The 13,150-nt window shown below is 61.1% G+C and carries 11 protein-coding genes; 10 read left to right on the top strand and 1 reads right to left on the bottom strand.

What is annotated here, in order from left to right; all coding sequences use genetic code 11:
• Nucleotides 1–117: 117 nt before the first annotated feature.
• The 9 genes from LQ215_RS24330 to trpE all read left to right on the top strand — a co-directional run bounded on the left by LQ215_RS24330 (nt 118) and on the right by trpE (nt 10,083).
• Entirely contained in the window at nt 118–747 is a 630-nt protein-coding gene (locus LQ215_RS24330) for a response regulator (protein WP_003206156.1), read from the top strand.
• Nucleotides 748–1,091: 344 nt separating this feature from the next.
• On the top strand, nt 1,092–2,216 hold the full coding sequence (locus LQ215_RS24325) for an ABC transporter ATP-binding protein (RefSeq protein ID WP_230152927.1): 1,125 nt from the start codon (nt 1,092–1,094) through the stop codon (nt 2,214–2,216).
• A 49-nt stretch (nt 2,217–2,265) separates the two neighbouring features.
• On the top strand, nt 2,266–3,309 hold the full coding sequence (locus LQ215_RS24320; protein ID WP_003206153.1) for an ABC transporter substrate-binding protein: 1,044 nt from the start codon (nt 2,266–2,268) through the stop codon (nt 3,307–3,309).
• Nucleotides 3,310–3,513: 204 nt separating this feature from the next.
• Entirely contained in the window at nt 3,514–4,761 is a 1,248-nt protein-coding gene (locus tag LQ215_RS24315) for an ABC transporter permease (RefSeq protein ID WP_230152926.1), read from the top strand.
• 13 nt (nt 4,762–4,774) lie between these two features.
• Nucleotides 4,775–5,599: an ABC transporter permease gene (locus LQ215_RS24310; protein ID WP_230152925.1), complete on the top strand. Its 825-nt coding sequence runs from the start codon at nt 4,775–4,777 to the stop codon at nt 5,597–5,599.
• A gap of 215 nt (nt 5,600–5,814) precedes the next feature.
• Nucleotides 5,815–6,963, top strand: coding sequence for an iron-containing alcohol dehydrogenase (locus tag LQ215_RS24305; protein WP_230152924.1), 1,149 nt, complete (start codon nt 5,815–5,817; stop codon nt 6,961–6,963).
• Between the two features lie 78 nt (nt 6,964–7,041).
• Entirely contained in the window at nt 7,042–7,716 is a 675-nt protein-coding gene (gene rpe, locus LQ215_RS24300) for a ribulose-phosphate 3-epimerase (RefSeq protein ID WP_230152923.1), read from the top strand.
• On the top strand, nt 7,713–8,531 hold the full coding sequence (locus LQ215_RS24295; protein ID WP_230152922.1) for a phosphoglycolate phosphatase: 819 nt from the start codon (nt 7,713–7,715) through the stop codon (nt 8,529–8,531). Before rpe ends, LQ215_RS24295 begins: the two co-directional genes overlap by 4 nt.
• A 70-nt stretch (nt 8,532–8,601) precedes the next feature.
• Complete coding sequence (gene trpE, locus LQ215_RS24290; protein WP_230152921.1) at nt 8,602–10,083, top strand: anthranilate synthase component I; 1,482 nt, start codon at nt 8,602–8,604, stop codon at nt 10,081–10,083.
• Nucleotides 10,084–10,231: 148 nt separating this feature from the next.
• Here the strand turns inward: trpE and estP are convergent, their stop codons facing one another.
• Nucleotides 10,232–12,139, bottom strand: a complete 1,908-nt coding sequence (estP, locus tag LQ215_RS24285) for an esterase EstP (protein WP_230152920.1) — start codon at nt 12,137–12,139, stop codon at nt 10,232–10,234.
• A gap of 412 nt (nt 12,140–12,551) precedes the next feature.
• Between estP and LQ215_RS24280 the strand changes: the two genes are divergently transcribed.
• Nucleotides 12,552–13,145, top strand: a complete 594-nt coding sequence (locus LQ215_RS24280) for an aminodeoxychorismate/anthranilate synthase component II (RefSeq protein ID WP_057449603.1) — start codon at nt 12,552–12,554, stop codon at nt 13,143–13,145.
• Nucleotides 13,146–13,150 lie beyond the last annotated feature (5 nt).

Below are 13,150 nucleotides of genomic sequence, written 5' to 3'. Positions count from 1 at the left end.
GGGTTGCCTGGGTGGGCCCAATCGCGAGCAAGCTCGCTCCCACATTGATTGAGATGTACACATACACCCTGTGGGAGCGAGCTTGCTCGCGATGAGATCCTGAATCTGGAGAACAACGTGATCCGTGTACTGGTAGCCGAAGACCACACCATCGTCCGTGAGGGCATCAAGCAGTTGATCGGCCTGGCCAAGGATTTGGTGGTGGTGGGGGAGGCGAGCAATGGCGAGCAGTTGCTCGAGACCTTGCGCCACGTGCCCTGCGAGGTGGTGCTGCTGGACATTTCCATGCCGGGCGTCAACGGCCTGGAGGCGATCCCACGGATCCGGGCGCTGAACAATCCACCGGCCATCCTGGTGCTGTCGATGCATGACGAAGCGCAAATGGCCGCCCGTGCCCTGAAGGTCGGCGCCGCCGGCTACGCGACCAAGGACAGCGACCCGGCCCTGCTGCTCATGGCGATTCGCAAGGTCGCGGCCGGGGGCCGCTACATCGACCCGGACCTGGCCGACCGCATGGTTTTTGAAGTCGGCCTGACCGACACCCGACCGCTGCACTCGCTGCTGTCCGAGCGTGAATTCTCAGTCTTCGAACGCCTGGCCCAGGGCGCCAACGTCAACGATATCGCCCAGCAACTGGCCCTGAGCAGCAAGACCATCAGCACCCACAAGGCGCGGCTGATGCAGAAGCTCAACATCACCTCATTGGCGGAGCTGGTGAAATATGCGATGGAGCACAAGTTGCTCTAAGGTGCGCAATTTCCCCCTGTGGAAGCGAGCTTGCTCGCGATAGCGGTATCTCAGTCAACATCGATGCTGAGTGTTCTGACGCTATCGCGAGCAAGCTCGCTCCCACAGGTTTTGTGCCGGCATATCCATTTGCGACACGCCCCAACAGCGCTTTTGCCCCTACTTGCGGCGTGCCTTTGCCAACTGCCCGCCGCACTTACCCAATCCCGCCATCCTTGTAGGGCAATCCCTACCCCGACTCTTCCATCTGGCTGAGGCGATTCTCTCTTGCCTCCCGATTTGCGCGGGCCCCAGGCTCCACTAGGCTTGATTCACAAGCAGTCATCAATACAAAAGGTGCGGGTATGAGCCAGGTCGATTCAAGCGCGGGGGCCAGTGATGTGCTGGTCAGCTTTCGTGGTGTGCAAAAGAGCTACGACGGCGAGAACCTGATCGTCAAAGACCTCAACCTGGATATTCGCAAAGGCGAATTCCTGACCCTGCTCGGGCCTTCCGGCTCCGGCAAGACCACCAGCCTGATGATGCTCGCCGGGTTTGAAACCCCAACCGCCGGTGAGATCCTGCTGGCCGGGCGTTCGATCAACAATGTGCCACCGCACAAGCGCGACATCGGCATGGTGTTCCAGAACTACGCCTTGTTCCCGCACATGACTGTCGCCGAGAACCTGGCGTTCCCGCTGACGGTGCGTGGCCTGAACAAGAGCGACGTGAGTGATCGGGTCAAGCGCGTCTTGAGCATGGTCCAGCTGGATACCTTCGCCCAACGCTACCCGGCGCAATTGTCCGGTGGTCAGCAACAACGGGTAGCCCTGGCCCGGGCGCTGGTATTCGAACCGCAGCTGGTGCTGATGGACGAGCCCCTTGGCGCACTGGACAAGCAACTGCGTGAACACATGCAGATGGAAATCAAACACCTGCACCAGCGCCTTGGCGTGACCGTGGTCTACGTGACCCACGACCAGGGCGAAGCCCTGACCATGTCCGACCGCGTGGCGGTATTCCACCAGGGCGAGATCCAGCAGATCGCTCCGCCGCGCACCCTGTATGAAGAACCGAAAAACACCTTCGTCGCCAACTTCATTGGCGAGAACAACCGTCTCAACGGTCGCCTGCACAGTCAAACCGGCGAGCGCTGCCTGGTGGAGCTGGGGCGTGGTGAGAAGGTCGAGGCACTGGCGGTGAATGTCGGCAAGCCCGGCGAGCCGGTGACCCTGTCGATTCGCCCGGAGCGGGTGAGCCTCAACGGCGCAAGCGAACAATGTGTCAACCGCTTCTCAGGGAGGGTGGCGGAATTCATCTATCTGGGCGACCACGTCCGGGTTCGCCTGGAAGTCTGCGGCAAGAACGACTTCTTCGTGAAACAGCCGATTGCCGAGCTCGATCCCGGGCTCGCCGTCGGGGACGTGGTTCCGCTTGGCTGGCAAGTCGAGCATGTGCGTGCGCTCGATCCCCTTCTAGAGGCGAATTGATCGCCCCCTGCTGTACCAACACCAACCCTGCACGTGGAGAGAACAATAAATGTTGAGATCCCTGAAGTTCACAGCCCTGACCCTGGGCATGATGGGTGCGGCAAGCGCGATGGCGGCGGGCCCGGACCTGACCGTGGTGTCTTTCGGCGGGGCGAACAAGGCGGCTCAGGTCAAAGCCTTCTACGCACCGTGGGAAGCGGCCGGCAATGGCAAGATCGTGGCCGGCGAGTACAACGGCGAAATGGCCAAGGTCAAGGCCATGGTCGATACCAAGAGCGTTTCCTGGGATTTGGTGGAAGTCGAGTCCCCGGAATTGTCCCGTGGTTGTGACGAAGACATGTTCGAACAACTCGATCCGGCCCTGTTCGGCAAGGCCGAAGATTACGTCAAGGGCGCTATCCAGCCTTGCGGCGTGGGCTTCTTCGTGTGGTCGACCGTGCTGGCCTACAACGCCGACAAGCTGAAGACCGCGCCGACCAGCTGGGCCGACTTCTGGGACACCAAGCAATTCCCAGGCAAGCGCGGCCTGCGCAAAGGCGCCAAGTACACCCTGGAATTCGCCCTGATGGCCGATGGCGTAGCGCCGAAAGACGTCTACAAAGTGCTGGCTGGCAAAGACGGCCAGGACCGTGCGTTCAAGAAGCTCGATGAGCTCAAGCCGAACATCCAGTGGTGGGAAGCTGGCGCCCAGCCGCCGCAGTACCTGGCGTCCGGTGACGTGGTCATGAGCTCGGCCTACAACGGCCGGATCGCCGCGGTACAGAAAGAAAGCAACCTGAAGGTGGTGTGGAACGGCGGCATCTACGACTTCGACGCTTGGGCCATCCCACGCGGCCTGGACAAGACCCGCGCCGAAGCTGCGAAGAAATTCATCGCCTTCTCGGTGGCGCCGCAGCAGCAGAAGACCTACTCGGAAAACATCGCCTACGGTCCGGCCAATACCCAGGCTGTACCGTTGCTGGCCAAGGATGTCCTGAAAGACATGCCGACCACCCCGGAAAACATCGCCAACCAAGTGCAGATCGACGTCAGCTTCTGGGCTGACAACGGTGAGCAACTGGAGCAGCGCTTCAACTCCTGGGCTGCGAAGTAACCCGACGGTCTGAAACTGGATGAGATCCATGTGGGAGCGAGCTTGCTCGCGATAGCGGTCTGTCAGGCACATCAATACTTGAATGTGCCGCAGCCCTCGCGAGCAAGCTCGCTCCCACAGGTTCTTCCATCGACCCGGGTGTTTCAAAAGAACAGAGGCGGCCCGCCGCCCCTGTAACGATCAAAAAGATTTGCGGAGTTCGCCATGGCCATCGCCGTTCCACTGAACGCGGGCACCAGCCCCACCCTCAAGCAACGGCTCAAGCACGCCGAGCGGATCAACCGCTGGAAGGCCCAGGCCTTGATCGCGCCGCTGGTGCTGTTTCTGTTGCTGGTGTTCCTGGTGCCGATCGTGGCGCTGCTGTTCAAAAGCGTCAACAACCCGGAAGTGGTGGGCGCCATGCCGCGTACTGTCACCGCTGTCGCGGCCTGGGACGGACGTGGTTTGCCGGGCGAGCCGGTGTACAAGGCTGCCAGTGAAGACCTGGCCGAGGCCCGCAAGAATCAGACCCTGGGCGACTTGTCCAAGCGCCTGAACATGGAACTGGCCGGCTATCGCAGCCTGCTGACCAAGACCGCTCGGGCGTTGCCGTTTGCCACCGAGCCGGCTTCCTATAAAGAAGCCATGGAAAACCTCGATGAGCGTTGGGGCGACCCGGCGTACTGGCAGGTGATCCGCCGCAACACCAGCAACGTCACCCCTTATTACCTGTTGGCGGCTGTCGATCACCGCATCGATGACCTCGGCGAACTGGCCGCGGCCACCCCCGACCAGGCGATTTACCTGGATATCTTCACCCGCACGTTCTGGATGGGCCTGGTGATCACCGCGATCTGCCTGGTGCTGGCCTATCCGTTGGCCTACCTGCTGGCGAACCTGCCATCGCGCCAGAGCAACCTGCTGATGATCCTGGTGCTGCTGCCGTTCTGGACTTCGATCCTGGTGCGCGTCGCCGCATGGATCGTGTTGCTGCAGTCCGGTGGCCTGATCAACAGTGCGCTGATGGCCATGGGCGTCATCGATAAGCCCCTGGAACTGGTGTTCAACCGCACCGGTGTGTACATCTCCATGGTCCACATCCTGCTGCCGTTCATGATCCTGCCGATCTACAGCGTGATGAAGGGCATCTCACCAACCTATATGCGTGCGGCGATTTCCCTGGGCTGCCACCCGTTCGCCAGTTTCTGGCGGGTGTATTTCCCGCAGACCTATGCCGGGGTCGGCGCCGGTTGCCTGTTGGTGTTCATCCTTGCCATCGGCTACTACATCACGCCGGCACTGCTGGGCAGCCCGAACGATCAGATGGTCAGCTACTTCGTCGCGTTCTACACCAACACCAGCATCAACTGGGGCATGGCCACGGCGCTCGGCGGGCTGCTGTTGCTGGCGACCATCGTGCTATATCTGATTTACAGCTGGCTGGTGGGCGCCAGTCGCCTGCGCCTGAGCTAAGGGGAGATCGAAAATGGTGAGTCCTTACATGTCCCCCGTCGAACGGGTGTGGTTCTACTGCTTGCGCACACTCTGCGGGCTGATCCTGTTGTTCCTGATCCTGCCGGTGTTGGTGATCATTCCACTGTCGTTCAACTCCGGCAGCTTCCTGGTGTACCCGCTGCAGGGCTTTTCGCTGCAGTGGTACCACGATTTCTTCGCCTCGGCCGAATGGATGCGGGCGCTGAAAAACAGCATCATCGTGGCCCCGGCGGCGACGTTGCTGGCGATGATCTTCGGTACGCTCGCGGCCATCGGCCTGACCCGTGGTGACTTCCCAGGCAAGGCGCTGGTGATGGCCCTGGTCATCTCGCCGATGGTGGTGCCGGTGGTGATCATTGGCGTAGCCAGTTACCTGTTTTTCGCACCGCTGGGGCTGGGCAACAGCTTCTTCTCGCTGATCGTGGTCCACGCCGTGCTGGGCGTGCCGTTCGTCATCATCACGGTGTCGGCGACCTTGCAGGGGTTCAATCACAACCTGGTTCGCGCCGCCGCCAGCCTCGGGGCTTCGCCACTGACGGCGTTTCGTCGGGTGACCCTGCCGTTGATCGCCCCGGGCGTGATCTCCGGCGCACTGTTCGCCTTCGCGACGTCGTTCGATGAAGTGGTGGTGACCCTGTTCCTGGCCGGCCCCGAGCAGGCAACCCTGCCACGGCAGATGTTCAGCGGCATCCGCGAAAACCTCAGCCCCACCATCGCCGCCGCGGCGACGCTGCTGATCGCCTTCTCGGTGATCCTGTTGCTGACCCTGGAGTGGTTGCGCGGGCGTAGCGAGAAGCTGCGTACTACCCAAGTCTGAGGCCCAAGCAAAAACAGTGTGGGAGCGAGCTTGCTCGCGATAGCGGTGATACATTCAAAACAGAAGTTGAATGTTGATCCGCTATCGCGAGCAAGCTCGCTCCCAGAGGGGCCTCATCCACAGGTTCCTTATCGCATTCATACGCTGAATGGCAGACAACCCTCAATACCGAGCTATCCTTGTGCCAGCCCATACTCGAATAAGAGGCCGCGCACATGAGTCTTTCCTCATTCAAGATCGCCCATAAACTGATCACCGGTGCCGCTGCCATCGAGCAACTGGCCGCGGAATTGACGCGTCTGGACGTCGACAACCCGCTGATCGTGACCGACGCGGCGTTGGTCAAGTCCGGCACCGTGGAACTGGCCCTGCAACATCTGGGCGGACGGGACTACGAGATTTTCGACCGAGTCATGCCGGACCCGGAAATCGCCATTGTCGAAGACTGCATGCAAGCCTATCGCGACGGTGGCCATGATGGCCTGATCGGTCTCGGCGGCGGCAGTGCCATCGACATCGCCAAATGCGTAGGGGTCTATGCCGGTTACCACGGCGAGCTGCAAGACATGTTCGGTGTCGATCAGGTGCCGCGCAAAGGCCCGCCCATGATCGCCATCCCCACCACGGCCGGTACCGGTTCGGAAGTCACCAACGTGGCGATCCTCTCCGACAAGGCCGCGCAGCTGAAAAAAGGCATCGTCAGCGATTATCTGTTGCCGGACGTGGCGTTGGTCAGTCCGCAGATGACCCTTACCTGCCCGCGCAGCGTCACGGCTGCCAGTGGCGTCGATGCGCTGGTCCACGCCATCGAGGCCTACCTGTCGCTCAATGCTTCGCCGATCACCGATGCGCTGGCCATCGGCGCAATCAAGCTGATCACCCGCGCGCTGCCCAAGGCCTATGCCAACCCGTCTCACCTGCAAGCCCGTGAAGACATGGCCACGGCCAGCCTGATGGCCGGCATGGCATTCGGCAATGCGGGGGTCGGCGCGGTGCATGCGCTGGCCTATCCGTTGGGCGGGCGCTTTCACGTGTCCCATGGCGTCGCCAACGCCTTGTTGCTGCCGTACGTCATGGCCTGGAACAAGATGGCGTGTGTCGAACGCATGCGTGACATCGCCGAGGCCATGGGCCTCAAGACCGCCCACCTGAGCGATCTTGAGGCTGCCGACGAAGCCGTGGAGGCCATGGTTGCGCTGTGCGCGGCCGTGGAAATACCCAACGGCCTCAGCAGCCTGGGCGTGACCGATGACGTGATTCCCTCCATGGCGGTGGAAGCGGCGGGAATAGAACGGCTGATGCGCAACAATCCACGCCAACTGAGCGCCGCCGATATCGAGAAGATCTACCGCGCGGCGTATTGATCGATTGCCACGGTGGGCGCGCCAAATCTTGAGGTATACAATGCGCGCCATCGTGATTTCGCTCAAAACAGGTGCGTCATGCAGCCCTTCGCTATTGCTCCGTCGATTCTCTCTGCCGACTTCGCCCGCCTGGGCGAGGAAGTGGACAACGTTCTGGCCGCCGGGGCCGACATCGTGCACTTCGATGTCATGGACAACCACTACGTACCCAACCTGACCATCGGCCCGATGGTCTGTGCGGCGCTGCGCAAGTATGGCGTCACCGCGCCGATCGACGCGCACCTGATGGTCAGCCCGGTGGACCGCATTGTCGGTGACTTCATCGAAGCCGGCGCGACCTACATCACTTTCCACCCTGAAGCCACGCAGCACATCGACCGCTCCCTGCAGTTGATCCGCGAAGGCGGTTGCAAGGCCGGCCTGGTGTTCAACCCGGCAACGCCCCTGGACGTGCTCAAGTACGTGATGGACAAGGTCGACATGATCCTGTTGATGAGCGTCAACCCTGGCTTCGGCGGGCAGAAGTTCATCCCGGGCACGCTCGACAAGCTGCGCGAAGCCCGTGCGCTGATCGATGCCTCGGGCCGTGATATCCGCCTGGAGATCGACGGCGGCGTGAACGTGAACAATATCCGTGAAATCGCCGCGGCCGGCGCCGACACGTTCGTCGCGGGTTCGGCGATCTTCAATGCACCCGACTACAAAGAGGTGATTGCACAAATGCGCGCCGAACTGGCCCTGGCGCGCCCATGAGCGGCTTCGAGCAGCTGTTCCCCGGCAGCTTGCCGCGTCTGGTGATGTTCGACCTCGATGGCACATTGGTCGATTCGGTCCCGGACCTCGCGGCGGCGGTGGACACGATGCTGCTCAAGCTTGGACGCCCGCCTGCCGGCCTCGATTCGGTACGCCACTGGGTCGGCAATGGCGCGCCAATGCTGGTGCGCCGGGCCCTGGCCAATGACATCGACGCCCAAGGTGTCGATGATGCCGAGGCCGAGCGGGCGCTGGCGTTGTTCAATGAAGCCTACGAAGGCAACCACCAACTGACGGTGGTCTATCCCGGCGTGCGCTCCACCCTCAAGTGGTTGCAAAAGCAAGGCGTGGAAATGGCGCTGATTACCAACAAGCCGGAGCGCTTCGTTGCGCCGTTGCTGGACCAGATGAAGATCGGCCGCTATTTCCGCTGGATCATCGGCGGCGATACCTTGCCGCAGAAAAAGCCTGACCCGGCCGCGCTGTTCTTCGTGATGAAAATGGCCAACATCCCGGCCTCCCAGTCCTTGTTCGTCGGCGACTCGCGCAGCGATGTGCTGGCGGCGAAAGCGGCAGGGGTCAAATGCGTGGCGCTGAGTTACGGCTACAACCACGGCCGGCCAATCGCCGAAGAGTTTCCGACGCTGGTGATCGACGATTTGCGCCTGTTAATTCCCGGTTGCCTGGACCCGGCCGCTGAGATAACGTTGCCCGACGCTGTTCAATCCTCTTCTGGAAACGCCATCGTGGTGGTCACTCGCAAACTCTGGATGAAAGTCATGAAGGCCCTGGCCCGCTGGCGTTGGCGCACCTGACGTGATCCTGGCCGGTTATCCGGCGCGTTTGCATACCTGACTGTCAGCTCCTCTTGCCACGAGGCACCCCATGATCCGCGAAGAATTCCTGCGTCTAGCCGCTGCCGGCTACAACCGCATCCCCCTTGCTTGCGAAACCCTGGCCGACTTCGACACGCCGCTGTCGATCTACCTCAAGTTGGCCGACCAGCCCAACTCCTACCTGCTCGAATCGGTGCAGGGTGGCGAGAAATGGGGCCGTTATTCCATCATCGGCCTGCCGTGCCGTACGGTGCTGAGGGTCCATGACCATCGCATCAGCGTGACCCACGACGGTGTCGAAATCGAAAGCCTCGAAGTCGAAGACCCGCTGGCGTTCGTCGAAACCTTCAAGGCTCGTTACAACGTGCCGACCATCCCCGGCCTGCCGCGCTTCAACGGTGGCCTGGTGGGGTATTTCGGCTACGACTGCGTGCGTTACGTGGAAAAACGCCTGGGCACCTGCCCGAACCCCGATCCGCTGGGTGTGCCGGATATTTTGCTGATGGTGTCCGACGCGGTCGTCGTTTTCGACAACCTCGCTGGCAAGATGCACGCCATCGTCCTGGCCGATCCGTCCCAGGAAGATGCCTACGAGCAAGGTCAACAAAGCCTGCAAGCACTGTTGGAAAAGTTACGTCAGCCGATCACTCCGCGTCCCGGCCTGGACTTCAGCAAACAGTCGGCGGCCGACCCGGTATTCCGCTCCAGTTTCACCCAGGACGATTACGAACGGGCTGTCGATACCATCAAGGAGTACATCCTCGCCGGTGACTGCATGCAGGTGGTGCCGTCGCAACGGATGTCCATCGACTTCAAGGCAGCGCCGATCGATCTCTATCGGGCGCTGCGCTGTTTCAACCCGACGCCCTACATGTACTTCTTCAACTTCGGCGACTTCCATGTCGTGGGCAGTTCGCCGGAAGTGCTGGTACGGGTCGAAGACAACCTGATCACCGTGCGGCCGATCGCCGGCACTCGCCCCCGTGGCGCCACGGAGGAAGCTGACCGGGCCTTGGAAGAGGACCTGCTGTCGGACGACAAGGAAATCGCCGAGCACCTGATGCTGATCGACCTGGGGCGCAACGACACCGGGCGGGTCTCGGAAATCGGCTCGGTGAAACTCACCGAAAAGATGGTTATCGAGCGCTATTCCAATGTGATGCACATCGTCTCCAACGTCACCGGCCAGTTGAAGGCCGGGCTCACGGCGATGGACGCCTTGCGGGCGATCCTGCCGGCGGGCACCTTGTCCGGCGCGCCGAAAATCCGCGCGATGGAAATCATCGACGAACTGGAGCCGGTCAAGCGGGGCGTGTACGGCGGGGCCGTGGGTTACTTCGCCTGGAATGGCAACATGGACACCGCCATTGCCATTCGCACCGCGGTCATCAAGAACGGTGAACTGCACGTACAGGCCGGCGGCGGTATCGTCGCCGACTCGGTGCCGGCGCTGGAATGGGAAGAAACCCTGAACAAGCGCCGGGCCATGTTCCGCGCCGTGGCGCTGGCCGAGCAGACTTCCAGCAACTGACCCGTTCCGACGAGGCGCAGGAGCTGTGTAGGAGCTGTCGAGTGCAACGAGGCTGCGATCTTTTTCCTGACAATTGAGTCATGAGCGGAAGATCAAGATCAAAAGATCGCAGCCTCCGGCAGCTCCTACAGAAGCAAACCGCCCTTCGTTAGAAATCCAGGCTAACGCCCAGGCTCACCCCTTGCTGGGTCAGGTCATCATCCTTGCGCAGCGTATAACCGCCCCGTAGCGCCAAGTCGTTGGTCAACTTGTGGCTGACCCCCAGGCTCAGGCGATTGAGGTGGCTCTGTGGCGTGTAGCCTTCCAGTGTGAAGTCGTTGGCCGGCAGACTGTTGAGGGCGATGTTGACCTTTTGCGTGTCGTCTTCGTACTCGCGTTCGTGGGCATATTCGCCAAACACCTGGGTCTGGCGGGTGATGTTGTATTTGCCCTGCAAGCCAATGCCCAGGCGCTTCGAGTCGCGGGTCTGGTCATCGAAGGTCAGGGCCGTGGAGCGGTTGCTCTTTTCCGAATAACCATCGACTTCCACCTTCGCATAGTCAGCGCTGACAAACGGCGAGAGGTGCCACTCGCTGCCCGGCTGGGCGATGTCGTAGCCCACCCGCGTGCTGAAGGCCCACAGATGACCGTCCGTGTCGCCTTTCTCCTGCGCTTCGTTGACGCCCAGGTCGAACGTGCGCTCCAGGTTGTCGTAGTCGAGCTTGCCGCCGGTCAGTGCCGCATCGGCCCACCAGCGGTTTTGCTGGAACTGGGCGAAAGCGGTCGCCAGGTAGCTGTTGAGCTTGTAGTCCGAGTCGTTATGGCCTGCTTCCATGTCCTGGCGGTAGAAACCGGCAGCGACGCCCACGCGCCACGCGTCGTTGAGGCGATAGCTGCCGCCGATGTTCAGGCTGTAGCCGCTGCCGTCGGCGCTGGCACCGCTGCCCTGGCTGTCCAGATCCAGATGCTGGCCGCCGCCTGCGACGATGGCTCGCCACTGGCCGACGGCCTGCCAGTTCTCCCAATCTGATTGCCACTGGCTGCGTAACTCGTCCTGGTGGGCGCGTAGGGTTGAATGGGCTATTTCCGGTAGCAACGTCAGTTCCCATGGCGCCGCGAGCAGGGAATAGGCGTAGTCGGCGATCAGTTTTTGCCCGGTTTCGGTCGGATGGACCGCGTCGTTGTAGATCAGCTTGGTGGGATCAGGCGTGGCACTGTTGATGCCATAGGTGGCGTTTTCCGTGCAGCCGTTGCCGCTGAAGCAGGTTGCGGTGAGGTTCTCACCGATGGCGAGGCCAAATCTTGCCGGGTCGGCGAAGCTTTCCTTCAGCAAAAGCGGAATGTTCAATGGAATGATTTCAGCGTCGATGCCTTGCAGGCGCGTGATCAGCTGTTGGTTGAACTGGTTGCCCAGTTGCGAAAAGGTGTCTTGCAAAGGACCGCCGTTGAGGGCCGGGGTCAGCCCCAGGTCAGGCAACAACCAGACCATCACATAGCGGGCACCGGCCGTTTGCAGCACCTGGACGCTGTCGGCCAGGCGGTCTGCGGCGGCGTTCGCTTGTGCAGGATTCAGTACCAGGCCTTGAAGGAAGTCGTTGCCACCACCGGAAATGTAATACAGCGCATTCGGATCGGCGCGCAGACCATTGGACTGCAGGTAGCCGGGACGGCTGCGCTCGCCTGTGTCGGACACGCCGGTAATCGATTCGAGGATCTGGTCGGTACGATAACCACCCACCGCCCAGTTGTTGCCATCTGCCAGACCCTCGCCAGCGCGGACCGCCGAAGTGGAAGCGGCGGTCTCGTCGGCGGAATATCCCAGGCGCCCACCCAGCAACTGGGTGGAGTTGGCGGAATAGGCTTCGCCGCTGCCGTCGGTGTAGATCGGACCGGTTCGGTTGGTATAGCGCTCGGTCGAGCCGGGCGGACCATTCGGGTCGGCGAACTGGCCTGCGTCGTTGAGGCTGTCGCCGAACACGATGAACTTGGAATAAGGATTGGGTGCGGCGCTCGCCTGGGCGCAGGCCACTGCCAGCAGGCAACTGGCAATCGGTACGAAGAAGGTCTTTTTAATCATGGGAAAGTCCGTTTTTATCTTATTTTTGTTAGAAAACGAAACGACAGTACCAAAAACTTCCGGCGTTTTGCCATCCATCTTGAACGTCGCGATTGTTTCAGAGCCCTTCGGGATCGGTCATATTGCGCGCTCCGCCCAGCTAAGCTACTGTGCCGAGACGTATGAACGAGACTTTCCCTGTGTCGATTGTCAGCAAACTTCTGGATCAAATGATCAAGGCACACGCCCGCTGGCGTTGGCGCGCCTGACCATTCTCCGCCGGCGCTGCCGGACCTGTACCGATTTGCCTTCTTTTACCCGCTTGTAGAGCCGCTTCGCTGGGGCATCACTTGCCTCGCCAAGCGCAGCAGCGTGCGGGTCACTCTCTGAAGGCTGTATTTAAAGTCAGTGAATTCAATAGGTTGTTTACGCCATGTTGCTGATGATCGATAACTACGACTCTTTTACCTACAACGTTGTGCAATACCTCGGCGAGCTGGGCTCAGAGGTCAAGGTCGTGCGCAACGACGAATTGACCATCGCCGAAATCGAAGCCCTCAAGCCTGAGCGCATCGTGGTCTCACCCGGCCCGTGCACGCCGACCGAAGCGGGTATTTCCATCGACGCCATCAAGTATTTCGCCGGCAAGTTGCCGATCCTCGGTGTCTGCCTGGGCCATCAGTCGATCGGCCAGGCGTTCGGCGGCGACGTGGTGCGCGCCCGACAAGTCATGCACGGTAAGACTAGCCCGGTATTCCACGAGGACAAGGGCGTGTTCGAGGGGCTGAATCATCCGCTTACCGTAACCCGCTACCATTCCTTGGTGGTCAAGCGCGAAACTCTGCCTGACTGTCTGGAGCTGACGGCCTGGACCCAGCTTGAAGATGGCTCGGTCGATGAAATCATGGGCCTGCGCCACAAGACGCTGAATATCGAGGGGGTGCAATTTCATCCCGAGTCTATTCTCACTGAACAGGGCCACGAACTGTTCGCCAACTTTCTCAAACAAACCGGCGGCACGCGCTAAGGACT

The organism is Pseudomonas brassicacearum (assembly GCF_918698105.1).
GTDB classification, from domain to species: Bacteria; Pseudomonadota; Gammaproteobacteria; order Pseudomonadales; family Pseudomonadaceae; genus Aquipseudomonas; species Aquipseudomonas brassicacearum_F.
Note: the sequence above shows the minus strand (reverse complement) of the source record. Positions and strands in the feature narration are given on the sequence as shown.